The 23,975-nt window shown below is 63.9% G+C and carries 20 protein-coding genes; 12 read left to right on the top strand and 8 right to left on the bottom strand.

Annotation, left to right across the window (positions count from 1 at the left end):
- Positions 1 to 75: 75 nt before the first annotated feature.
- From D6Z43_RS05360 to D6Z43_RS28260, 3 genes are read right to left on the bottom strand one after another with little or no spacing between them, the layout of a single operon-like run.
- Positions 76 to 708 carry a response regulator transcription factor gene (locus tag D6Z43_RS05360; protein ID WP_120650959.1) on the bottom strand — a complete coding sequence of 211 codons (633 nt, stop codon included), beginning with the start codon at positions 706 to 708 and terminating at the stop codon, positions 76 to 78.
- Positions 705 to 1,967: an ATP-binding protein gene (locus D6Z43_RS05355; RefSeq protein ID WP_120650958.1), complete on the bottom strand. Its 1,263-nt coding sequence runs from the start codon at positions 1,965 to 1,967 to the stop codon at positions 705 to 707. Before D6Z43_RS05355 ends, D6Z43_RS05360 begins: the two co-directional genes overlap by 4 nt.
- Positions 1,968 to 1,973: 6 nt before the next feature.
- On the bottom strand, positions 1,974 to 2,108 hold the full coding sequence (locus D6Z43_RS28260; RefSeq protein ID WP_256660951.1) for a hypothetical protein: 135 nt from the start codon (positions 2,106 to 2,108) through the stop codon (positions 1,974 to 1,976).
- A gap of 152 nt (positions 2,109 to 2,260) precedes the next feature.
- Between D6Z43_RS28260 and D6Z43_RS05350 the strand changes: the two genes are divergently transcribed.
- The 7 genes from D6Z43_RS05350 (at position 2,261) to D6Z43_RS05320 (ending at position 8,539) form a co-directional block, all read left to right on the top strand.
- Complete coding sequence (locus D6Z43_RS05350) at positions 2,261 to 3,454, top strand: ABC transporter substrate-binding protein (RefSeq protein WP_120650957.1); 1,194 nt, start codon at positions 2,261 to 2,263, stop codon at positions 3,452 to 3,454.
- Between the two features lie 23 nt (positions 3,455 to 3,477).
- A complete protein-coding gene (locus D6Z43_RS05345; RefSeq protein ID WP_120650956.1) occupies positions 3,478 to 4,446 on the top strand; it encodes a YVTN family beta-propeller repeat protein in 969 nt (322 codons plus the stop codon).
- The gene (locus D6Z43_RS05340) at positions 4,443 to 5,159 is read left to right on the top strand and encodes an ABC transporter ATP-binding protein (RefSeq protein ID WP_120650955.1); all 717 of its coding nucleotides are present in this window, start codon (positions 4,443 to 4,445) and stop codon (positions 5,157 to 5,159) included. Before D6Z43_RS05345 ends, D6Z43_RS05340 begins: the two co-directional genes overlap by 4 nt.
- A 136-nt stretch (positions 5,160 to 5,295) precedes the next feature.
- Positions 5,296 to 6,087 carry an ABC transporter permease gene (locus D6Z43_RS05335; protein WP_120655192.1) on the top strand — a complete coding sequence of 264 codons (792 nt, stop codon included), beginning with the start codon at positions 5,296 to 5,298 and terminating at the stop codon, positions 6,085 to 6,087.
- A gap of 305 nt (positions 6,088 to 6,392) precedes the next feature.
- Complete coding sequence (locus D6Z43_RS05330; protein ID WP_120650954.1) at positions 6,393 to 6,938, top strand: PQQ-dependent catabolism-associated CXXCW motif protein; 546 nt, start codon at positions 6,393 to 6,395, stop codon at positions 6,936 to 6,938.
- Between the two features lie 53 nt (positions 6,939 to 6,991).
- Entirely contained in the window at positions 6,992 to 7,654 is a 663-nt protein-coding gene (locus D6Z43_RS05325) for a response regulator transcription factor (RefSeq protein ID WP_120650953.1), read from the top strand.
- A gap of 27 nt (positions 7,655 to 7,681) precedes the next feature.
- Positions 7,682 to 8,539: a DMT family transporter gene (locus tag D6Z43_RS05320; RefSeq protein ID WP_120650952.1), complete on the top strand. Its 858-nt coding sequence runs from the start codon at positions 7,682 to 7,684 to the stop codon at positions 8,537 to 8,539.
- 194 nt (positions 8,540 to 8,733) lie between these two features.
- Here the strand turns inward: D6Z43_RS05320 and nahK are convergent, their stop codons facing one another.
- From nahK to pqqF, 4 genes are all read right to left on the bottom strand, one after another.
- On the bottom strand, positions 8,734 to 11,361 hold the full coding sequence (gene nahK, locus D6Z43_RS05315) for a hybrid sensor histidine kinase/response regulator NahK/ErcS' (RefSeq protein ID WP_162945810.1): 2,628 nt from the start codon (positions 11,359 to 11,361) through the stop codon (positions 8,734 to 8,736).
- Positions 11,291 to 12,457: a nitric oxide-sensing protein NosP gene (gene nosP / locus D6Z43_RS05310; protein WP_120650950.1), complete on the bottom strand. Its 1,167-nt coding sequence runs from the start codon at positions 12,455 to 12,457 to the stop codon at positions 11,291 to 11,293. The genes nahK and nosP overlap by 71 nt, the downstream gene beginning before the upstream one ends.
- A 229-nt stretch (positions 12,458 to 12,686) precedes the next feature.
- Positions 12,687 to 13,835 carry a porin gene (locus tag D6Z43_RS05305; protein ID WP_256661018.1) on the bottom strand — a complete coding sequence of 383 codons (1,149 nt, stop codon included), beginning with the start codon at positions 13,833 to 13,835 and terminating at the stop codon, positions 12,687 to 12,689.
- Positions 13,836 to 14,120: 285 nt separating this feature from the next.
- Entirely contained in the window at positions 14,121 to 16,571 is a 2,451-nt protein-coding gene (pqqF, locus tag D6Z43_RS05300; protein WP_162945809.1) for a pyrroloquinoline quinone biosynthesis protein PqqF, read from the bottom strand.
- A 241-nt stretch (positions 16,572 to 16,812) separates the two neighbouring features.
- Here pqqF and D6Z43_RS05295 point away from each other — a divergent pair, with 241 nt between their 5' ends.
- Together D6Z43_RS05295 and D6Z43_RS05290 are read left to right on the top strand one after the other, a co-directional pair.
- Complete coding sequence (locus D6Z43_RS05295; protein WP_120650947.1) at positions 16,813 to 17,139, top strand: hypothetical protein; 327 nt, start codon at positions 16,813 to 16,815, stop codon at positions 17,137 to 17,139.
- A gap of 405 nt (positions 17,140 to 17,544) precedes the next feature.
- On the top strand, positions 17,545 to 17,769 hold the full coding sequence (locus D6Z43_RS05290; protein ID WP_120650946.1) for a hypothetical protein: 225 nt from the start codon (positions 17,545 to 17,547) through the stop codon (positions 17,767 to 17,769).
- A 92-nt stretch (positions 17,770 to 17,861) separates the two neighbouring features.
- Here D6Z43_RS05290 and gloA read toward each other — a convergent pair whose 3' ends face one another.
- Positions 17,862 to 18,374, bottom strand: a complete 513-nt coding sequence (gene gloA / locus D6Z43_RS05285; RefSeq protein ID WP_120650945.1) for a lactoylglutathione lyase — start codon at positions 18,372 to 18,374, stop codon at positions 17,862 to 17,864.
- A 148-nt stretch (positions 18,375 to 18,522) separates the two neighbouring features.
- On the opposite strand from gloA, the gene D6Z43_RS05280 reads away from it, so the two are divergent.
- From D6Z43_RS05280 to gcvP, 3 genes are all read left to right on the top strand, one after another.
- Entirely contained in the window at positions 18,523 to 20,046 is a 1,524-nt protein-coding gene (locus tag D6Z43_RS05280) for a sigma-54-dependent transcriptional regulator (RefSeq protein ID WP_120650944.1), read from the top strand.
- 532 nt (positions 20,047 to 20,578) lie between these two features.
- A complete protein-coding gene (gene gcvH, locus D6Z43_RS05275) occupies positions 20,579 to 20,956 on the top strand; it encodes a glycine cleavage system protein GcvH (RefSeq protein WP_120650943.1) in 378 nt (125 codons plus the stop codon).
- Positions 20,957 to 20,965: 9 nt separating this feature from the next.
- Positions 20,966 to 23,830: an aminomethyl-transferring glycine dehydrogenase gene (gene gcvP, locus D6Z43_RS05270; protein ID WP_120650942.1), complete on the top strand. Its 2,865-nt coding sequence runs from the start codon at positions 20,966 to 20,968 to the stop codon at positions 23,828 to 23,830.
- Positions 23,831 to 23,975 lie beyond the last annotated feature (145 nt).

Below are 23,975 nucleotides of genomic sequence, written 5' to 3'. Positions count from 1 at the left end.
TACTAGGGCGGCGTTGAGCCGCGGGTGCGCCATGCGCACCCTACTCCGACATACCGAATGGGACGCGCTGTTGCGCTAAACCGTCGCCACCCGCAACACCCCGGTGTCGATCGCCAGGTGCACCAGCTCTGCCTGGGACTCCACCTGCAACTTGCTCTTCAACAGGGTCAGGTAGTTGGAAACAGTCTTGCCACTGATGCACAGGCGCTCGGCGATCTCGCGGGCCGGGACGCCACGGGCGAGCATGACGAAAATCTCGAATTCGCGTTGGGTGATGCCACGCAGGCGTGGGTCGTCGGTTTGCTGGCAGGCCAGTTGAGTCGCCAGCGGTTGCTCGATGTAGGGATACCCCGCGACGATGCGGCGCACGGCTTCCAGCAACACTTCCGGCGGCGAGCTCTTGGTGATGTAACCCGCCGCGCCAGTGTCCAGCGCCTGACGCACCAGGGGCAGCTCGTCATGCATGCTGAAGAACAGCACGCGCAACTGCGGCAGGCGCTGACGCAGGCGGCGGGTGGTCTCCAGGCCGCTGATACCAGGCAGGCCGACATCGATGATGACCAGGTTGGGAATTTCCTCCTGCACTTTCTGCAACGCGTCTTCACCACTGCCCGCTTCGCTGACGCTCACTTCCGGCAATAACGCGCAGAGCAACGCCGCATAGCCCTGGCGCACCACCGCGTGGTCGTCCACCAGCAGAATTTTCATGGTCCTGGCTCCTCCAGAGGAATGTTGAGGCACAGCACCAGGCCGGCGCCGGGGCGCGTCAATAGCCTGAGTTCACCGCCCAGGCAACGAGCCCGCTCGCGCATCGAGCGCAAGCCGATACCGCCGCCGCCGAGGCTCTCGGCACCACGACCGTCATCCCGCACGACCAGACGCAGGCGCCGCTGTCCGGTACGCAGGCGGATTCGCACTTCGCTGGCACCGGCATGTCGCACGACGTTGGTCAGGGCCTCCTGCAACAGGCGATAGAGATGGGCCTTGGCTTCACCCGAGAGTGCCGGCAGGTCGTCGGCCAGCTGCATGCGGCAGGAAATGCCGTGGGCCTCTTGCCATTGCTGGCCAAGCAATCGAATCGCCTCGGCCAGTTCCAGGCGCTCCAGCACCACGGGATAAAGATCGCGCACCAGGGCGCGGAAGCCATCCTGCAGATGCTGGCAGTTGTTCTCCAGGGCCTGCGCGGTGCGATTAACCACCGGCAACTGCCCCGTGACGCTACGCAGCAGGAAGAGCTGCGCACGGATACCCGCGAGGTACTGACCGAGGTCGTCGTGCAATGCCTGGGCGAGCTGGCGGCGTTCGCGCTCCTGCAGTGCCAGCAGCGCCTGGGTGAGTTCAGCGTTCTCCACCTTGACCCGTTCCAGGCAGGCTGCCATCTGGTTGAAGTGGCCGGCCAACCGCTGGGATTCGGCTGAAGAATGCGCGGGAAGGCGTGCTTGCAGGTCCCCACGGGATACTTGCTGCAGTGCACCAAGCAGCTCATCCAGCACCCGCAGGCCACGTCGCACCGCCCAGCGGATGGCCCACAGGCTCAAGCAAAGCGCGATGGCGAACAGCACCAGCAGTTGCTGCAGGGAGTCGCGAATCTCGTCCACTTCGTCACGCGGGTCGACACTGATCCGCACGCGGCTGCCATCCACCAGGCTCAGGACATCGCCGCTGGCTTCAGCCGCCGGATACAGCCAATGGGCCAGCCAGCGCTGCAGTGGCCCGGGCGCGGGTTCGGCGGACGGCTGGTCAAGGCGATGCACGCGCACGTGGCGCAGATTGCCGGTGAGGTGCGGCTGGAGCGCAGCGGGATCGCGCCGGGCGGAGTCACGCAGGTATTCCACCACGGCCTCGGCCGCCATCAGTTCACGGCGTACGTCCTGCCCGGCCTGGCGCAGCAACAGCGCCAGGCAGGCCCCCCCCACCAGCACGAAGAACAGAGTGACCAGCAGGTTGATGCGCCAGAGCGCGGACATCGCGGCTCACTCATCCAACCAGATGACCGGCAACACCGGTGCGCCGCCCTGGTAATGGAAATCGGAGGACCCTTCGCGGTCGAAACCGAGCAGGCTGAGGATCAGTAGCAACGGCAACAGCAGGTGCTTGAGGATGCGCATGGACGGCTTCCTTCAGGTTTTTGTGTGGCCATCCTAGGGCCTAATCGCCGGCCGATTTCTACTACCTTGGTACCGCACGACCGGTACTTTCTTCATATTTCCCAGGCTCCGTCTCGTTCCTATGCTGGCTCCACGTTCAAAGGAGCCATGAAATGCGTCAGTACCTGCTCCACGGCCTGACCTACTTGCTGGCACTGTCCAGCGCCGCCCTTCTCGCCACCGAAGTCCGCGCCGACGAAGGTCTGGAGGTTCGCATCGGCTACCTGGCCTGGACACCGGATCGCGGCCCCTTGCTGTCCAACGTGATACCCGAACCGGAAGACACCGGGCTGCGCGGAGCCGAACTGGCGATAACCGACAGCAACAGCACCGGTCGCTTCCTCGAACAGCGCTACTCACTGAGCACTGTGCGCACGGCTACCCCCAATGAGTTGTTGGCCAAGGCTCACGAACTGCACGAGCAGGGTCTGCGGCTGTTCGTGGTCAACGCCCCGGCGGAGCAGCTGCTGCAACTGGCTGACGCCTTCCCCGATAGCCTGCTGTTCAACGCAGGTAGCGCCAGTGACGAACTGCGGGACGAACAGTGTCGCGCCAATCTGCTGCACAGCCTGCCCAACCGCGCGATGCTGGCCGACGCCCTGGCCCAGTTCCTCGCCAGCCGCCGCTGGCAGCGCTGGCTGCTGGTGACCGGCCAGGCACCGGACGACCTCGCCTACGCCGCCGCCATCCGCCGCGCCGCTGGGCGTTTCGGCGCGAAAATAGTCGAAGAGAAACCCTGGACCTTCGATAACGACCAGCGCCGCAGCGCCCAGGCGGAGATGCCGCTTTTCACCCAGACCAGCGAATACGACGTGGTACTGGTGGCAGACGAGCGCGGCGATTTCGGCGAGTACCTGCCCTACAACACCTGGTATCCGCGCCCGGTGGCCGGCACTCAGGGGCTGACGCCCACCGGTTGGCACAAGACAGTGGAAACCTACGGCGCCGCACAGTTGCAGAAGCGTTTTGAAGCGCTGGCCGGGCGCTGGATGAACGACCGCGATTTCGCTGCCTGGATCGCCGTGCGAAGCATCGCCAGCGCCGTGACCCGCCTGAAGAGCGCCGACGCTCAAGGCATCCGCACCCTGGCACTGTCCGCCGACCTGCCGCTGGACGGCTTCAAGGGCCGCAAGCTGAGCTACCGCGACTGGGACGGCCAGTTGCGCCAGCCCATTCCCCTGGTGCATCCCCGCTCCCTGGTCAGCACCTCGCCCCAGGAGGGTTTCCTGCACCCGGTAAGCGAGCTGGACAGCCTCGGCTTCGACCGTCCCGAAAGCACCTGCCGCCAGTTCGCCGCAGCGCACTGACCACAACAAGAAGGAAACTCGCCATGCCCGCTCCCCTTGCCGCTGCCATAGGCTCAGCACTACTGCTGCTCGCCGGCCAGGCCCTGGCCGCCACCGCCTACGTTTCCAACGAAAAGGACAACAACATCAGCGTGATCGACCTGGACAGCCTCGAGGTCACCGGGAGCCTGGCGGTCGGCAAGCGTCCCCGAGGGCTGCTGCTGTCCGGCGACAACAAGCTGCTGTACATCTGCGCCAGCGATTCCGACACGGTGCAGGTGATGGACCTGGCCACCCGCCAGATCATCAAGGAGCTTCCCTCCGGTGCCGACCCTGAGCAGTTCGCCCTGCACCCCAATGACCGCTGGCTGTACATCTCCAACGAAGACGACGCCCTGGTCACCGTGGTCGACACCCAGAGCGACCAGGTACTGGCGCAGATCGACGTGGGCGTAGAGCCCGAAGGCATGGCGGTAAGCCCGGATGGCAAATGGGCGATCAACACCAGCGAAACCACCAATATGCTGCACTGGATCGACACATCCACCCAGAAGCTGATCGACAACACCCTGGTGGACCAGCGTCCGCGCCATGTGGAATTCAGCCATGACGGCAAGCAACTCTGGGCCTCGGCCGAGATCGGCGGCACGGTCACGGTGGTGGACGTCGCCAGCCGCAAGGTGCAGAAGGTGCTCAAGTTCCAGATCAAGGGCGTGCATCCGGACAAGGTGCAGCCGGTAGGGGTGAAGCTGACCCGCGACGGCAAGTACGCCTTCGTTGCGCTGGGGCCGGCCAACCACATCGCAGTGGTCGATACCAGCACCTATGAAATCCTCGACTACCTGCTGGTGGGGCGCCGTGTCTGGCACCTGGCGTTCACTCCGGACGAGAAGCGCCTGCTGGCCACCAATGGCATCAGCGGCGACGTCTCGGTGATCGATGTCGACAGCCTCAAGGTGACCAGGTCGATCAAGGTCGGCCGTTACCCCTGGGGCGTGGTGGTGACACCGTGAACGCGCTTGATCTGGTCGACGTGTCCTTTGCCTACGGCCCGCGCCGAGCCCTGGACAGTGTCGGGTTCCATCTGGAATCGGGCAGCTTCACCGCCCTGCTCGGTCCCAATGGCGCGGGCAAATCCACCCTGATCGCACTGCTCACTCGACTCTACGACCTGCGCCAGGGTGAGATTCGCGTCTGCGGCCACTCGCTGCGGCAGGAGCCGCGCAAAGCCCTTGCACGACTCGGGGTGGTGTTCCAGCAGAGCACGCTGGACTTGGACCTCAGCGTTGAACAAAACCTGCGTTACCACGCCGCCCTGCACGGCTTGCCCGGCAAGCTGGCCACGGAGCGTATCGAGCGGGAGCTGGAACGCCAGCAGTTGGGACCGCGTCGGCACGACAGTGTGCGCCTGCTCAATGGAGGTCACCGGCGGCGAGTGGAGATCGCCCGTGCGCTGCTCCACGAGCCTCGCCTGTTGCTTCTCGACGAAGCCAGCGCCGGCCTCGACCCGGCCAGCCGCGACGGGCTCAACAAGCATGTTCGCCAGCTTTGTCGGGAACAAGGCGTCGCCGTGCTCTGGACCACCCATCTGCTGGACGAAATCCAGCCCGATGATCGTCTGCTCCTGCTCAATCAAGGGCGGATCGTAGCCAATGACAACGCGGCCAGCCTGAGCGCCGGACACGAAGGCGGCCTGGCCGCGACGTACGAGCGGTTGACGGCATGAGGCCCCTGTCGGACCTGCTCGGTGCGCACGGCGTACCCTACGCGAAGCACTTGGCCGTAGAACCCGCGCGGAAACCTCGGTGCGCGCAGCGCACCCTACGCCAGAAGCCCGCCACCATTACGGAGCCCTTCCCATGCTGACCGCCTACTGGAATTGCCTGCGCGGAATCCTGCTGCGCGAGTGGCTGCGCTTCGTGCTGCAGCGCACCCGTTTTCTTAGCGCCCTGGTGCGCCCACTGCTGTGGCTCCTGGTCTTCGCTGCCGGTTTTCGCGCCGCCCTGGGCATCGCCATCATCGAGCCCTACGACACCTACATCACCTATGAAACCTACATAGTTCCGGGGCTGGCCTGCATGATCCTGCTGTTCAACGGCATGCAGGGCTCGCTGTCGATGGTCTACGACCGCGAGATGGGCAGCATGCGTCTGCTGCTCACCAGCCCCCTGCCCCGTCCCTTCCTCCTGGCGTCACGCTTGCTGGCCACTTCGCTGGTCTCGCTGCTGCAGGTCTACGCGTTCCTCGCCATCGCCTGGCTCTACGGTGTACAACCGCCGGCCTTCGGTCTGCTCGCGGCGCTGCCGGCGCTGCTGCTGGCGGCGTTGCTGCTCAGCGCGCTGGGGCTGCTGCTCTCCAACGGCATTCGCCAGCTGGAAAACTTCGCCGGCGTGATGAACTTCGTGATCTTCCCGCTGTTCTTCCTGTCTTCGGCGCTCTATCCGCTTTGGAAGATGCGCGAGGCCAGCGAATGGCTGTACTGGCTCTGCGCACTCAACCCCTTCAGCCACGCCGTCGAGATGGTGCGTTTCGCCCTCTACGAGCGCTTCAACACATTGGCGGTCGCCATCTGCCTGACCCTGACGCTGGTCTTCGCCGTGGCCGCGCTGCTGAGCTTCAACCCCCAGCATGCAGCCCTGCGCAAGGCCGGCTAGCTGCGCTGCCAGGGAGCACTGTAACGCTCGGGAAACACTGGAGTTTTCGCTGTGTCCCGGCGGATTGAAATGCACGCACTTAGTCATAAAGAAACTGAGAAAGCGCAAGATGCGCCGGTAGCGCTGCTGTCGACGAAGGCCAACCTTTCCACACCGACCTTCCAGTGAGCAGGCTGCCACTGCCGGATTGGGCGCCGGCCGGGGCGATCTACTACTTTGGTACCGGTTGTCCCCTCTCAACGTCGAATTCCCAAAGCAGCAGCACTGGCCTGTAATGGCTACACAAAAAGAACAGAGCGTCCGCCATGAAGCGCCTACTCACCTGCCTTGCCTGCGTTGCCCTTGCGCTACCCGCGCTTGCCAGTGAAGCCGCCGACACTCCGCTGTTCTCCGCGGACGGTTACCGCCTGACCCGCTACCGCAGCCCGACACCAGCCAACGTTGAATCCGCCCGTACCCTGGATACCGCCCAGCTTGAGGCTCAGTTGAAGGCACAGCCCGATACCCTGCTGGTGGACGTTTACCGCCGCCAGTGGCTGCAAGGGCGCTTCATCGAAGACGAACCCCATGCCAACCTGCCTGGCAGCCTCTGGCTGGCCAACACTGGTGATGGCGAACTCAGTGCCGAATGGCTGGGCTATTTCAGCCGCCATCTGCGACAGGCCAGCCATGGCCGCAGCAACCACCCTCTGGTTTTCTACTGCCGTTCCGACTGCTGGCTGAGCTGGAACGCCGTGAAACGCGCTGCCGCGCTGGGCTACACCAACCTCTACTGGTACCGTGATGGCATCGATGCCTGGGAACAGGCCGGGCTCCCCCTGCAGCCCGCCCGTCCCGTTCCATTTCCCTGACCCGGCAGGGTTGGGCATGCCGCACCATAATGAGAAAAATGAGGTGAAAGGCCGTGTACAAAATTCTGATTGCCGATGACCACCCGCTCTTCCGCGAAGCCATCCATAACGTCATCAGCGACGGCTTTCCGGAAAGCGAAGTGATGGAGACCGCCGACCTGGACAGCGCGCTGGCGCTGACCCAGGAGCACGACGACCTGGACCTGATTCTCCTCGACCTGAACATGCCGGGCATGCACGGCCTGAACGGGCTGATCAACCTGCGTAACGAGGCACCGACCGTGCCGGTGGTGATCGTCTCCGCCGAGCAGGACAAGCAGGTGGTGCTGCAGGCCATCACCTATGGCGCGGTGGGTTTCATCACAAAGTCTTCGCCCCGCACACAGATGACCGACGCCATCGAGCAGATCCTCAACGGTAACGTCTACCTGCCTTCGGACATCATCCGCACGCAGAAGACGTCTCCCCGCCGCCACCACGATGAAGCCAGTATCCCGCCCGAACTGCTGCAAGCCCTGACTCGCAAGCAATTGCTGGTGCTGGAGCGGATGACCAAGGGCGAGTCGAACAAGCAGATCGCCTACAACCTGGACATCGCCGAGACCACCGTGAAAGCCCACGTTTCGGCGATCCTGCGCAAGCTCAACGTGCACAACCGGGTACAGGCCATTCTCTCGGCCAGCGATATCGATTTCACTGCCTATCTGCGCCGTTGAACACCGGGTACTTCCCTAAGGACAGCCATGCCCGCTCCCCGCACGCTTTTGCTCACGGCACTGGCCATGCTGGCCTTTGCCGGCAATTCCCTGCTTTGCCGCCTCGCCCTCAAGCACACTGCCATCGATGCGGTGAGTTTCACCGCCATCCGTATCGCCGCTGGTGCCCTGATGCTCTGGCTGTTGCTGCGCCTGCGCCGCCAGCCCCTGGCGGCGACCGGCAATTGGCGCGCAGCGGCGGCGTTGTTCGTCTATGCCGCTGCCTTCTCTTACGCCTACTTGCAACTGGACGCCGGTGCCGGCGCGCTGTTGTTGTTCGGCGCCGTGCAACTGTGCATGGTGGTCTTTGGCCTCCTGCGCGGTGAGCGGCTGAACCCGCAACAGGCCCTGGGCTTCACCCTGGCCACGGGAGGGTTGGTGGTCCTGCTGCTGCCCGGCGCCAGCGCGCCCCCGCTTTTGGGCGGCCTGCTGATGCTGCTCGCCGGCTTTGCCTGGGGCGCCTACACGCTGCTCGGCCGCCAGGCTGGCCTGCCCCTGGCCGCTACGGCCGGCAATTTCATTCGCGCCCTGCCCTTTGCCGGATTACTCCTGCTGCCCTTCATCGACCAACTGAAACTGGACCTGCCAGGTTTCAGCTACGCCCTGCTTTCCGGCGCGCTGACGTCCGGCATCGGCTACGCCATCTGGTACAGCGCCCTCCCGGGCCTGGGCGCCCTTCAGGCCGCCAGCGTGCAACTCAGCGTTCCCGTCCTCGCCGCCCTGGGCGGCGCAGTGCTGCTTGGCGAACACATCAGCCTGCGTTTGGCGCTGGTTTCAGTCGCCGTGCTTGGCGGCATCGCCCTGGTGCTGCGGGCGAAATTCCAGCCAGTTCCACAGCGAGCTTGAGGTGCACCGTTCCTGTGGGGGCGAATTCATTCGCTGAGCAGGTCGCAGACCTGCCGTAGGTTGGCGCTGAGCGAAGCGAAGCCCAACAGCGAACCTGACCGGTGGCTTTGAGTTTCGCTTCGCTCAAGCGGAACTCCGCCCGCGACAACCCAAAACCGCGTCAATACAAGGCATTTGTATAGACACGCATCCCTTCAACGCTCCAGCAAATGACTCATGGCTGTCTTCAGTTTCATGGGCCGCACCGGCTTGTGCATCAGGGTGTGGCCGAGTTCGCGCATCTGCTGCTTGAGTTCGTTGCTGTAGTTGGCGGTGATCATCAGGGCCGGAAGCGGCGTGCTGCGGCGGGCGTTGATGGTGGCCACGGCGTCCACTCCGTTGCAGTCGTTGTCCAGGTGGTAGTCGGCGATCAGCAGATCGGCTTCGGCGTGGAAGTTTTCCACCTGGCGTGCCAGGTCTTCCTCTGACAGCGCGGTAGTCACCTGGCAGCCCCAGCCTTCCAGGAGTGTGCGCATGCCGGCGCAGATGGCTGCGTCGTTATCCAGCACCCAGACCCGTGCCCCTTGCAGCCGCTCCAGCACCGCCTGGGGTTCGTCGTGCTGCAGCTTCTGACGCGGCACGCGACGCGCCAGCGGCACCTCCACGGCGAACAACGAGCCCTTGCCCAGCTCCGAAGACACGTGAATGCGGTGGCCGAGCATGCGGGCGATCTTCTCGACGATGGCCAGGCCCAGGCCGAGCCCGCGGTCCTGCTTCTCGCGCACCACTTCACCACGCTTGAACTCCTGGAAGATCTCGCCAAGCTTGTCCTGGGCGATGCCGATCCCGGTGTCACGCACCTCGATCCACAGGCTTTGCCGACGGCGGCGACACCCCAGCAGGATGCGCCCCGAGGGGGTGTAGCGGATGGCGTTGCTGAGCAGGTTGCGCAGAATCCGCGCCAGCAGCTGCAGGTCGCTTCGCACCAGGGCTGAGCTGCCCACGAAGTCCAGTCGCAAACCTTCACTGGCGGCGATCTGGCGATACTCCACGGCCAGGTTGTCGAGCAGCTCGCTCACCGCGAACGGCGCGATATCCGGCTTGATCACCCCGGCATCCAGCTTGGAAATGTCCACCAGGGTACCCAGCAGGTTCTCCACATCCTCCAGTGAGTTGCTGACGTTGCGTACCAAAGCGAGATTGCAGGTCTGGCTGCGCTGTTCCAGCAGTGCGCTGGTGAACAGCCGTGCGGCGTTCAGGGGCTGCAGCAGGTCGTGGCTGACCGCTGCGAGGAACTTGGTCTTGGACAGGTTGGCCCTTTCGGCTTCGAACTTCGCCTCCCGCAGGCGCAACTCGACCTGTGTGCGCTCGTCGATCTCGCGGCGCAGTTGGCTATTCAGCGCGGTCAGCTCGGTGGTGCGCTCGCGGACCCGCTGTTCCAGGTTCTGGTAGGCCTGGTGCAGGGCCTCGGCGGTACGGCGACGCTCGGTGATGTCACGGATCAGCACAAAGATGCCGACCACTTCGCCATTGGCCAATCGATTGGGCACGTAGGACCGCAGCATGCAACGTTCCTGGCCGTTGTGGTTGGTCTCGGTGACCTCGAAGGACAGGCTTTCGCCACTCAGCGCCCTCTCCACATAAGGCTCCAGGCGTCGCCAGTGCTCATCGCTGTGCACATCGCGCAATGTCTGGCCGAGCATCCCGCCGCGCGGCCAGCGGTACCACTCCTCGTAGACCTTGTTGGTGAACTCGTACACCAGGTCGGCGCTGAGGTAGGCGATCAGTGCCGGGACATGGTCGGTGATCAGGCGAATCCAGCGTTCGCTCTCGGCAAGCGTCTCAGCATGGCGATAACGCTCGGTGATGTCGGTGAAGGTATTGACGAAGCCGCCTGTGGGTAGCGGATGGGTGCGGACCTCCAGCACCCGGCCGTTATACAAGCGTTGTTCCATCTCGCGGACGGGGCGGCCGCTCGCGTCGCGGGTATCGGGTGTGAGTAACGGCAGCTCACTGTCGGCCATGACCCCTGCGAAGGCGCGATGCGCTTCTACCGGCGCCAGGCCGCAGAGTTCGAGGAAGCGATGATTCCAGAGCTCCAGGATGCCCTCGGAGCTGACCATGGCCACGCCCTGGGACAGGTTGTCCACGGCGCGCTGCAACAGTCGCGACTTCTGTGCCAGGGCCTGCTCGCGGCGATCGGTCTCGCTCTGCTTCACCTCGGTGATATCGGTGTAGAGGATTACCAGCCCACCTTCACGGGTGGGCCGTTCGCTGACCTGCACCCAGCGGCCGTTATGCAAGCGATAGAGGATGTTGTCATCGCTGCCGCGATGCTCTTCGACTATGAGTCCGGTGCTTTCGGCCAGGCGACGGATTTCCGAAAGCCGGGTGCCGGCGCTGATCCGCGCGCGCGTCTTGGCCCAGAAGGATTTGAAGCGGCTGTTGAAGAGGACGATGCGCTGATCGCGGTCGAATAGCACGAAGGCGTCGGAAATGCTCTCTATGGCGTCGATCAGGTGCTGGTGGGCGGTTTCCGCGCGCAACCGGGCGTCGCTCAGCAGCCGGTTGCTGGCCTTGAGTTCAGCCATGGCCTGATTGAGCGCATCGGTTCGCTCGCGCACCTGCTCGGCCAGTACCACCGAATGCTGGAAAGCGGCATAGCTGTCGTCGTGGCGCGAAGCGCTGGACTCCACCCGTTCGATCAACGCGGCATTGATGCACCGCAACTTGCGGTTCTCATCCTCGAGCTCAGACAGGCGCGCCTGCTGCTCAGCGGCATCCATTGCCACCCCGGCGGCCGATGGCGACTCCGGTGAAGGTCTGGTTGATGTGCATGCCATTGAACTGCTCTCCATAGGAGTTGAAGCCGATGACCCGCTGCCGACGCAGGATTTCTGAGGTGCGAGCCACGGCATCTGCGTCGTTCTCGATTTCCAGTCGACGCAGGAAGCAGTCGCAGCCGATGGTCAGCAAGGGCGGGCCAAGCCGCTCGCCAAGACGCTCGAACAGCGCCTCCAGATTGGGCAGCATTGGCCCCCTGCGCATGGCGGTCAGGACGATGCCGTTCTCCACCGCGCAGTAGAAGGTCAGACTGAGATCCGCATTGACCCGCTGTATGGAACGGACGTAGTACGAATCCCCCAGGCGTACCGCCAGGGGATGCGCAGCAAACACTCTCAGGTCCAGGGCCTCGAGCGGCACACCGGTCATCCGCGCATAGACTTCCGCCGCAGGTTCGGCGTTGAGCTCGAAAACCCTGCGGCTGGCGTTGTCGGCGCGAGTGACCACGAGTTTCTCGGTGCCCGGCAGGATGTGATGAGTGCTGAACACCTCGAAATCCAGCGCGGTATTGACTAGCACCACCACCGCTGCGCCCGCATGGAAGCGCCCTTCGTAATAGACGTGGGTGTGCTTGAGGTGATGATCATCGGCGGCCGAACCGCCGAAGTGCGGGATGCTGCCGAACGCGGCACCGAGCGCCGCCAGCACCACCTCTTCGCGGCTGGACAGGCCGTCCAGCAGGGTCAGGGCGAAGCTGTGGCCCTTGATCGGTGCCAGGGAATTAGCCCGGCAGTCCTGCACCAGTCGCTCGACCAGTTGCTGGGCGTCGATCAGCCCGAATCGATCCATCTCGTCCACCAGAGCGCTGGCGATCGAGAAGGTACGATGATCAAACCCGACCGCGCTGACGCAGTTGCGGCCATATCCCTGCGGCGTGATTTCCCCCGCGCTGGTGCATCCCACCAGGCGTACGCCGCCGAAATACTGCTCCAGTGCGTGGCCCAGGGCTTCCAGGTCGTACTCGGCCGAACAGAAGAACAGCACGACCCCCAGGTGCGGGTGGATGAGCTGGCGTGCCAGGTCTTGCGCCACAGCCTCCGCCTCGCTGGCCAGCGACATGGCGGTGACGACGCCCTCTGCCGGTACTTCGAGCATCCTCGGTCTCACTCAATAGGCTTGTTCGGGATAGGAAAATTCTACGGACAGATATCGAAGCGCCCCATCCTTCTTGGGTAGCGGGCGGACTAGTTCGAAGGTAGGGGGGCCAGAGCTGTGCGCACCGGGCCTTCTCCCAGAGAAAGCAGTCAGTGCCCGACACTCTCAATAAAAAAGGCGGGAGGACCACAGCCTCTCCCGCCAAAACCGGAGCAATCTGGAGCAGGGTTTACCAGGTCAGCACGGCACCCACGGCGACGGTATCGGTGTCTTCGTTCTGGGCATCACCTTCATGACCGTCGATTTCGAACTGGTTGTACTCGGCCACCAGCTTGAGGTTGTCATTGATGTCATGGAACAGCGCGATGCCACGGGTCTCGTAGTCGGCGCCGGTATTGACCACGCCGTTACCATCGTCCTTGGTCTTACCGTAGGACAGCGCCAGGCGGTTCTTGCCAAAGCGGTAGGAGCCCTGCATCAGGTAGCCGTCGCTGTCCACTTCGCGCAGGGTCGGTTCGCCGGCGTTGTTGGTGAAGAATGGATTGATGCCCTTGGCCTGGAAGCCTGAACCCACCAGGGTGAAGGCGCCCATCTTGGCCTGTACGCCATAGCCCAGGCCCTTGGAGGTGACGCTATCGACGTTGGGGTCGGTATTCTCCGAGGTCTGGTAGGCGCCGTTGACCCAGGAGTAGATCTGCGCGCCACCCAGGTCGAACTCGTAGGTGATCTCGGACTCGAAACGCGGATTCTCCTGGTAGGCCTTGCCGGTGGGACTGTCGTCATTGGTGTCCACCGGGTCCATGATGCCCACGGCGGCGCGCAGGCCGTCGGTTTTCGGGCTGCGATAGGTGATCTGCGAAGTCGGGAACGGATAGGGGTATCCGCTGCCGATGTTGCCGAAGGACACGCCGCCGCCATCCACCAGGCCCAGGGTGTCGCTGACCTGGCCGTAACCGGCGAGCAGTTCGTCGAGCAGGATGTTGGAACGCGCGAACAGGCCGAAGTCCTTGCCCACCAGTACCTCGCCCCAGTCACCACCTGCGGTGCCGTAGAACTGACGGACATCGATGGCAGTGGCGGTGCCATTGGTTTCGCTGTCGTTGATGGTGACCCAGAAGGATGAACGGGCGCCGAGCTTGAGGTCATCCACCTGCTTGCCCATGTTGAAACCGATCCAGTTGGGCAGGAACCCCATCTTGACCCGCGCCTGGCGACGGTCGAACTGCTCACCGTCACGGTCCACATCGCTGTTCACATAGAAGGCGTTGACGTAGCCGTCAGTGGAGAACGTGGTCTGGTCCTGGTCATAAAGGACGATTTCGGCGGCTGCCTGCTGGGTGGCCAGGGCTACCGCTGCCGCGAGGGCGAGGCGGGACATACGGGCTTGGGCGATCTTCTTGTTGTGCATGACGCTCTCCGCTGTGGATTGACGACTGGGCAGGCCAGTCGTGTCGGAGGCGATTATCGAAACCCCATCAGGGCTGCCATACGCTGCAATGGCACGGGTTCTGCGCTGCTTTGGCCGGGTAGTGCGAGCCGCACCGGCAAGACTTAAGACCCGGCGCCCCGAAGGTCGTACACCGACGGACCGAGGCACAGCACAAAAGGACGAGGCCCATTCGGGCTCGTCCTCCAGGAGTGGAAAAGGAGTGGATCAGAAGAGTCAGTACCAGCTCGATGCAGGGACTTCGGAGTTGGCCAGGGCCTGGCAGCGCAAGCCTTTAATCAGGTGCTCCTGCTGTTGCAGCAGGCGCGCGGTTTGCAGTCCCGCCAGAGAGCGGCGTACCTGCTGGGAATGGTCGGCCGGCAGGCCGGCCCGGTAATCGAGCCAGCACTGGTGGGCATGGGTAGCGAAGTGCACGCCTTGTCGGTCCAACTGCTGGTCAAGGGCCAGGACCAGCTCGTGCAGCTGCGCCTGATCCAGGCGTGACAGGCGTTCGTGCTGTCGCAGAAGGAATTCCTGGATGTGCTGGTAGAGACCGGCGACGGTCTCACATGGCGACTGTACGGCGAACAAGACGCCTCGATAGCCATCGAACTGCCTGAAGCCACAGGCCAGCGCATATCCCAGCTGCAGTTCACCGCGCAGGCGCTGGTGAAAAGCGGGTTCCAATATACGTGCAAGGAGGCGTCCGGCGGCCTCGGACTCCGCACTGAGGGATTCAAGGGGATAGAACAGCAGCAACGCCGCTTCACCTTCCACATCCAGTCGATGCCAGGTGCGTCTCCCCCCCCCCGCCGCCCTCCTGGGGAACGCTGGCAAGCCCGGCAAGTCGGCATCCACGGCCACATCTCCCAAGCCCAACCCTTGCCAACGCGATCGCCACCAGAAGCGCGCCAGTGATTCCGGATCGAGCACGCCTGGTGCTTCCGTCGATGCATCGTCGAGCACGCCCGGCAGCCGTTGCAGCAACTGGCGGATGGGAAGCTCGCCAGCCTGGCGGCGCAGCTCGCTTAGTTGCAAACGCGGCCCCTGGGCCAGCGCCCAGAGCGGAGGAGCCTGCAAAATGGGCAGCGCGTCGCCGGCAACCTGGCGCAGTGCTCGCGCCTCACCCTGCAGAGCCAACGTCAAGCCGCCGCGGACCACCTGCAGCTCACCTTCTACTTCCGCCAGGGCTGCGGCACTCAGGAGCGGCCGCAGCGCTCGCTGCAAGCCATGGGCTAGCCCATGAGGCAATCCTCCTCCACCGGGGCTCCAGTGCAGGAACAGTGCGCCTTGCCCTGGGGCGTCCGGTAGTTCCGGCAGCAAAGTCAGCAGCGGGTCCGCCGCTGATGCGGGGGCTGTCGGACTCAGGTAGGGATTGGCGGGCGGAAGTTGCCATCGATTGATGGAGTGCGCTCCAGAGCAGACGTCCAGACGCTCCAGGTGCAAGGGGAAACCTGCTGACTCCACGTTTGGCGTACCGATTGACGTACTGGTTTCAAGGCGTATCAGACGCTCTTCCCGCATCTCGTCCAGCAGCGAACGCACATCCGCCTGCTCTGGAAGCCCTGGTGCCATCGCGACTTCCAGCGGCTCCAGGCGATCGATCCTGCGCTGCAGGATCTCCAGCCGCTCCTCCCAGACCCCCGGCCAAGGCGCTGCGGCGCGCAGGAAGGCCAGCCAGCCCAGCACTTCCGACTCCAGTCGAGCACAATCCGCGCCCGGCACCCGATCGAAGTCCATCAGCAACAGGCCCTGCCCGCGATGGGCGTAAGAAAGGCGCACCTTCACGCCGTCGCTCAGTTCGAGAAAGCCGAGCCTTGCCTGCAATCCACCAGGCGCCTCGTCCTGAATCAGGCTGTCGAGAAAGGCAACGGCGGCTTCCAGAGCGGCCCCCTGCTGTTCCAGCGCAAAGGCCAAAAGCAGATTTTCAGAGCCACCTGGCAGCCCGAGGCGAAGCCGTTTCTCACGCAAGGGCAGCAGGGATGGCGCGCCCGGTACGGGCAGATGCTTTCCCGCCAGCAGCGATTCACCATGGCGCCGAGCGAGCTCGAGTTGCTGCTCCAACGACTGCGGCGCCACTAATGTCAGGCGCATGTGACCAGGCAGGTAGTGTTCCCGGTGGAATCGCCGGAGCGTCGGCAAGAATGCAGGCGATTGCAGGTCCAGGCTGGCAGCATGGCCCGCGTGGAAGTCCGCCAGCGGGTGACCGGGCGCCAGGGCCCATGCCAGTGCCGCTTCGCAAAGGGTCTGTCGGTCCTGCGTACGGGCGCTGTACTCGGCTTGCAGCACGTCACGCTCGCGCCATACGGCCTCCGTCGCCAACAAGGGATTCGCGAGCATGTCCATCAGCCGCGCCAGTGCCTGGTCAAGGTGCGTTGCCGGTACTTCGCAAAAGAAGCGTGTCTGGCGCGCCTGGGTACTGGCATTGACCCGCCCGCCCAGGCGCTGGACGAAGGGAATCAGGCTCTGCTCCGGCGGAAAATCGCGGCTGCCGAGAAACACGAGATGTTCGAGAAAGTGTGCAAGTCCGGGGTACTCGGCCGGTTCGTCGTGGCTACCGCCCTCTATATCCACCAGAACAGCACACATTGCTGTACCGGGCCGGTACACCAGGCGCCCCTGAAGGCCGTTTGCCAGGTGCACATCCTGTGATCGCTGCTGCGCGGTGGATTCAATATGACGGGGCATGACAGGCCGGATACCAGAGGGGAACGATCCTAGATTCGAACCCGACCAAAGTCGTGGCAATGCTGCTTTGGAACTAGACCGATGAGTCTGCGTCATATCCCCGAGAGAGATAGCCATTCTCCTACAAGCTGTTCAGAGATTTCCCAGCATCAGTTGTCAACGTGACTCCATCGTTGTGACAACTATCTCAGATCGATAATGGCGCATCGCCATATGGACTGATGGCCCTAGCGGAGCATTCATGGACCAGATTCCCGAACAACAAATACCGCAAAGCGAAATTGCCTTGCTGGCCAATATCCTGGCCCTCACCACACGTAACATGACGGCAATCACCACACTGCTGGCCAAAGTCACCGCCAGCATGGCCGGCTCCACCGACAACAACCTGCAAGCAGCCTCCGTGGGCCTGCTCGACCAGGTAACCGGCCTTGGCCATGACCTGGAACTGCAGTGGGACCTGATCCAGTCGCTGGACCGTTTCTGCCCCCTGCTCGCCCGCACGCCACCGGCACGGACGTCCCTCGTCACCGAAATCAACATCAGCCAATTGCCGCAGAGCCACTAAAATGGCTTGATTTTTGCGAAGAGATCCATTACGGTCGCCGCCGTTAGTACCAAGTTGTAAGTCAATCCGGCCCTCCGATCCCTCGCTCATTCGATTCCGAACGAGCCTTGCCAAAGGGACATGGCCACCCCCGCCGCCTGTAAGACAGCAGCTCCCGCCCTGAAGCGATGCAGCAAAGCTGTCATGAACGCACGGTAGATTGACCAGGACTGCCAGCCGAGCCAGACCCTTGCCCGGCGCAGCACCTGGCATCCCAAGTACCAGCTGCCAGAGCTTGATCCCGATCGGGGAACTTCATGCCGGCACCCTTGCTCCGATAAGGATCATCCGACCAGAGTCTGTTGCTCGGCGGATTCGGAGCCATTGTCTGGCGGCCCATGGCCGCAAAACGAAGGAAGCAACACGATGACTATCCATCATCAAGCACAAGCTGCAATCAGCACCCTGACCCACGCATTTGCGCCGTTCACTTGCCATATCACTGCCGCTCGCAATGGCAATTTCAGCTTCACCATCGTCAACGAGTTTGGTGTTGCCCGTCACAGCGAACGTTTGTACCCGGAGCATTATGGCGACGCCGATCACTTGAAGAACGTGATCGACCGGGCACAGAGAGCCCTGACCTGCTGATGAAACAGCCAAAAATGAAAAGCCCCGCAAATGCGGGGCTTTTTCATGGGCAACGGGGCCCTCTTCGTGGGTAGTTGCCCCCTGTGCCGCTCTCAGACCAACCCAGGCTGGACGATCTCGATCCAGTAACCATCCGGGTCGCCGATGAAGGCGATGTTTGCCATGCCCCTGTCCAGCGGCTTGACGAAGCTCACGCCCAGCGCCTCGAAGCGCGCACAGGCGGCCTTGATGTCGGGCACGGCGAAGCAGATGTGGCCAAAGCCGCGCGGCTCGCTATTGCCGTTGTGGTACGCGCTGTCATCGCTCTCGGTGCCCCAGTTGTGCGTCAGCTCCAGAACCCCTGAACGGCTGAAGGCATAGGCCTGGCGATCCGCAACGTCTTCCGGCACGTCGTCACCCCGAGTCATGGCCAGAAAATAAAGAGAGAAGCGCCCCTGCTCGAAGTCCAGTCGACGCAACAGGCGCATACCCAGCACACGGGTGTAGAAGTCCAGGGAGCGCTGAGGGTCCTTCACCCTGAGCATGCTGTGGTTGAAGGCGTAGTCCTGGGTCACGGTGTCCGGCTCCAGGCAAACGCCGGGCTGGACTTCGGTGTTGAAGGTCATCGCGCTACTCCTCGAATGCGAGGCGCCATTCGACCAGAACCACCTACGCGACGGGTAATACCGGACTACTACAACCACGACGGCCTGTTACCTAAGGACGACAGACCGGGCATAATTCGCCCCTTCAAATCGCCAGCCCAGCGTTTCCATGCGAATTCACGTCACCTTCATCGACCGCGTCGGCATCACCCAGGAGGTCCTGGCCCTGCTCGGCGGCCGTAATCTCAACCTGGATGCGGTCGAGATGGTTCCGCCCAACGTCTACATCGACGCCCCCACCCTCAGCCCCGAAGTGCTCGACGAGCTGCGCGAGGCCCTGCATGCGGTGCAAGGTGTGCAGGAAGTGACGGTGGTGGACATCCTTCCCGGTCAGCGCCGGCGCCTGCAGCTCGATGCACTGCTGGCGGCGATGACCGACCCGGTACTTGCCGTGGATGGCGCGGGCCGCATCCTACTGGCCAACCCGGCACTGATCGCCCTTTATGGTGACGAACCGGAGGGCCGGCCACTGGCGCAGCTGTTTGGTGACGACAGCCTGCACAGTGCACTGCTGGAGCACAGCTTCCGGCTCCCCCTGCGGGAAATCACGCTCAAGGGCCAGGCACTGCTGCTGGACGCAGTCCCCATTACCGAGGGTGACCACCTGACTGGCGCCCTACTGACGCTCTACCAGCCCAATCGCATCGGCGAGCGCCTCTCGGCGCTGCACCACGACCATGCCGCGGAAGGCTTCGATGCGCTGCTGGGCGACTCGGCACCCATGGCCACCCTCAAGACTCGCGCCCAGCGCGTGGCATCGCTCGACGCGCCGCTGCTGATCCATGGTGAAACCGGTACCGGCAAGGAACTGGTGGCCCGCGCCTGCCATGCCGCGAGCACCCGTCGAAACCAACCCTTCCTGGCACTGAATTGCGCGGCGCTACCGGAAAACCTGGCGGAAAGCGAGCTGTTCGGCTATGCCCCAGGCGCCTTCACCGGCGCCCAGCGCGGCGGCAAGCCCGGTCTGCTGGAGCTGGCCCACCAGGGCACGGTGTTCCTCGACGAGATCGGCGAAATGTCGCCTTACCTGCAGGCCAAGCTGCTGCGCTTCCTCAGCGACGGCACCTTCCGCCGGGTGGGCGGCGATCGCGAGATCAAGGTGGACGTGCGCATTCTCAGCGCCACTCACCGGAACCTGGAAAAGATGGTCAGCGAAGGCACATTCCGCGAAGACCTCTTCTACCGCCTCAATGTGCTCAACCTGGAAGTGCCTCCGCTGCGGGAACGCGGGCAGGACATCCTGCTGCTGGCGCGCTTCTTCATGCAGCAGGCCTGCACCCAGATCCAACGCCCGGCTTGCCGCCTGGCACCGGGTACGTTCCAGGCACTACTCGGCAACCGCTGGCCGGGCAACGTGCGCCAGCTGCAGAACGTGATCTTCCGAGCCGCAGCCATCTGCGAAAGCAGCCTGGTGGAAATCGGCGACCTGGATATTGCCGGCACCGCCGTGGCGCGGGCGAGCGATGGCGAGGTGAACAGCCTGGAAGAAGCCGTGGAGAACTTCGAACGGGCGCTGCTGGAAAAGCTCTTCGTCACTTACCCCTCTACGCGCCAACTGGCTGCCCGGCTACAAACCTCCCACACCGCCATTGCCCACCGGCTGCGCAAGTACGGCATTCCCGGAAAATCTTAATCAATTTTCTAGATAGACAATCTATCTTATTGATTAATAGATAAATTTTTCATGCGAAGATGCAGAGACGAATTCATTCGCGACGCAGGCCGATTAGCCTGACCGGCAACTCTCAGAGCGCGCTGCAAGGGCATTCGCGAATGAATTCGCTGCTACAGAGAATAAAAAATTAATCCAAAGCATCATAAAAACTACCTATCTTATTGATTTATAAGCTGTTAGATAGACACCAAAACACACCTGTAGCGATATCGCTACAGCGTAACGATTCCGCAACAAGACATCACAACCCCCGTCATCTCTGGCTTCGGCTCAGCCCTCATGAAAATCCCTTTCTTCACCGTAGCGATTTCGCTACAGCCAGATTCGCGTAAATCCTCATATAAACCATTCAAAGCATTGATTTTAAAGGCTTTACACCTTCTGGCACTGCCCTTGCTAAAGGCCGGGCAACAGCGCGCGGCCATGACCGCGTGCGGGGCTAAGCGCCTGGCATCAGAAACAGGCGCGTCATACGAGTTGAGGACCAAGAATGAGCGATTTGCGTTTCACCGCCGACCACGAATGGCTGCGCCTTGAAGAAGACGGCAGCGTTACCGTCGGCATTACCGAGTACGCGCAAGACGCGCTGGGCGACGTGGTCTTCGTTCAACTCCCGGAACTGCAGGCTTACACCCAAGGCGAAGAAGTCGCCGTACTGGAATCGGTGAAAGCCGCCAGCAACATCGTCATGCCTCTCGACGGTGAAGTGATCGAAGTGAACCAGCAATTGGCCGACAGCCCGGAACTGGTCAACGAAGAACCCCTCGGTAAAGGCTGGTTCTTCCGCATGCAGCTGGCCGACGCCAGCATCCTCGACGGCCTCCTCGACCAGGCCGGCTACGAAAACCTGCTGAAAGCCAACGGCTGAGGAGCGACCATGACCATCGAAACCCCTGCCCTCGGCACCACCAACGAATTCATCGCCCGCCACATCGGCCCGCGCGACGCCGATACCAAGGCCATGCTGGCTCTGCTCGGTTATGAAGACATCGAAGGGCTGACCGCAAGCGTCATCCCCGACAGCATCAAGGGCACCAGCGTGCTCGACCTGCCGGCCGGCCAGGGCGAGGCCGAAGCGCTCGCCGCGATCAAGGCCATCGCCGCGAAGAACCAGCTGTTCAAGAGCTACATCGGCCAGGGCTACTACCCTTGCCACACCCCCAGCCCGATCCTCCGCAACCTGCTGGAAAACCCCGCCTGGTACACCGCCTACACCCCCTACCAGCCGGAAATCTCCCAGGGCCGCCTGGAAGCCCTGCTGAACTTCCAGACCCTGGTCAGCGACCTCGCCGGCCTGCCGGTGGCCAACGCCTCCTTGCTCGACGAAGGCACCGCCGCCGCCGAAGCCATGACCTTCTGCAAGCGCCTGGCGAAGAACAAGGCCAGCAACGCCTTCTTCGCCTCCCAGCACTGCCACCCGCAGACCCTCGACGTGCTGCGCACCCGCGCCGAGCCGCTGGGCATCGAAGTGGTGATCGGCGACGAGCGTGAGCTCAGCGACGCCAGCGCCTACTTCGGCGCCCTGCTGCAGTACCCCGCCGCCAACGGCGACCTCTTCGACTACCGCGAGCTGGTGGCGCGCTTCCACGCCGCCGGCGCCCTGGTCGCCGTCGCCGCCGACCTGCTGGCCCTGACCCTGCTCACCCCGCCCGGCGAGTTCGGTGCCGACGTCGCCCTCGGCAGCGCCCAGCGCTTCGGCGTGCCGCTGGGCTTCGGCGGCCCGCACGCGGCCTACTTCGCCACCCGCGACAACTTCAAGCGCGACATGCCGGGCCGCCTGGTCGGCGTCTCCATCGACCGCCACGGCAAGCCGGCCCTGCGCCTGGCCATGCAGACCCGCGAGCAACACATCCGCCGCGAGAAGGCCACCAGCAACATCTGCACCGCGCAGGTGCTGCTGGCCAACATCGCCAGCATGTACGCCGTCTACCACGGTCCGCAGGGCCTGACCCGCATCGCCCGGCGCGTGCACCAGCTGACCGCCATCCTCGCCGCCGGCCTGACCCAGCTGGGGCTTGTCGTCGAGCAGGAAGCCTTCTTCGACACCCTGACCCTGGCCACCGGCGCCAAGACCGCCGACCGGCACGCCCAGGCCCGCGCCCAGCACCTCAACCTGCGTGAAGTGGATGCCGCGCGCCTCGGCCTGTCCCTTGACGAGACCACCACCCAGGCCGACGTCGAGCAGCTCTGGGCACTCTTCGCCGACGGCCAGGCCCTGCCGGTCTTCGCCGAACTGGCCGCCACGGTCGCCAGCCGCCTGCCGGCCGCCCTGCTGCGCCAGAGCGCGATCCTCAGCCACCCGGTATTCAACCGCTACCACTCGGAAACCGAGCTGATGCGCTACCTGCGCAAGCTCGCCGACAAGGACCTGGCGCTGGACCGCAGCATGATCCCGCTGGGCTCCTGCACCATGAAGCTGAACGCCGCCAGCGAAATGATCCCGGTGACCTGGGCCGAGTTCGGCGCCCTGCACCCCTTCGCCCCGGCCGAACAGTCCCAGGGCTACCTGGAACTGACCCGCGAGCTGGAAGCCATGCTCTGCCAGGCCACCGGCTATGACGCCGTGTCCCTGCAGCCCAACGCCGGCTCCCAGGGCGAGTACGCCGGCCTGCTGGCGATCCGCGCCTACCACCTCAGCCGTGGCGACGACCAGCGCGACATCTGCCTGATCCCGCAGTCGGCCCACGGCACCAACCCGGCCACCGCCAGCATGGTCGGCATGCGCGTGGTGGTGACCGCCTGCGACGCCCGCGGCAACGTCGATATCGCCGACCTCAAGGCCAAGGCCGAGGAGCACCAGGAGCGCCTCGCCGCGCTGATGATCACCTACCCGTCCACCCACGGCGTGTTCGAGGAAGGCATCCGCGAAATCTGCGCGATCATCCACGCCAACGGCGGCCAGGTGTACATCGACGGCGCCAACATGAACGCCATGGTCGGCCTCTGCGCCCCGGGCCAGTTCGGCGGCGACGTCTCGCACCTGAACCTGCACAAGACCTTCTGCATCCCCCATGGCGGCGGCGGCCCAGGTGTCGGCCCGATCGGCGTGAAAGCCCACCTGGCGCCCTTCCTGCCTGGCCACGCGCACATGGCCCGCAAGGAAGGCGCGGTCAGCGCGGCGCCGTTCGGCAGCGCCAGCATCCTGCCGATCACCTGGATGTACATCCGCATGATGGGCGGCGAAGGCCTGCGCCGCGCCACCCAGATGGCGATCCTCAACGCCAACTACATCGCCCGTCGCCTGGAAGAGCACTACCCGGTGCTCTACACCGGCAGCAACGGCCTGGTGGCCCACGAGTGCATCCTCGACCTGCGTCCGCTCAAGGAAACCAGCGGCATCAGCGTCGACGACGTCGCCAAGCGCCTGATCGACTACGGCTTCCACGCCCCGACCATGTCCTTCCCGGTGCCGGGCACCCTGATGATCGAGCCCACCGAAAGCGAGTCGAAGGAAGAGCTGGACCGCTTCTGCGAGGCCATGATCCGCATCCGCGAGGAAATCCGCGCGGTGGAGAACGGCGAACTGGACAAGGACGACAACCCGCTGAAGAACGCCCCGCACACCGCCCAGGAACTGGTCGGCGAGTGGACCCACCGCTACAGCCGCGAACTCGCCGTGTACCCCAGCGCCAGCCTGGTGGACGGCAAGTACTGGCCGCCGGTGGGCCGCGTGGACAACGTCTACGGCGACCGCAACCTGGTCTGCGCCTGCCCGTCCATCGAGGCCTACCAGGACGCCTGACCGCGCTCCTCTGCAGGAGCCAGCTTGCTGGCGAAGCGCTCTGCCGGAGCCATTCGCGAGCAAGCTCGCTCCTACAGCGACCGGACACAAGACAAGGAGCACGGCGGTCGGGCCCTCGGGTCCGATCCGCCGGGCTGTCTACGCT

This window comes from Pseudomonas sp. DY-1, assembly GCF_003626975.1.
Lineage (GTDB): Bacteria > Pseudomonadota > Gammaproteobacteria > Pseudomonadales > Pseudomonadaceae > Metapseudomonas.
Note: the sequence above shows the minus strand (reverse complement) of the source record. Positions and strands in the feature narration are given on the sequence as shown.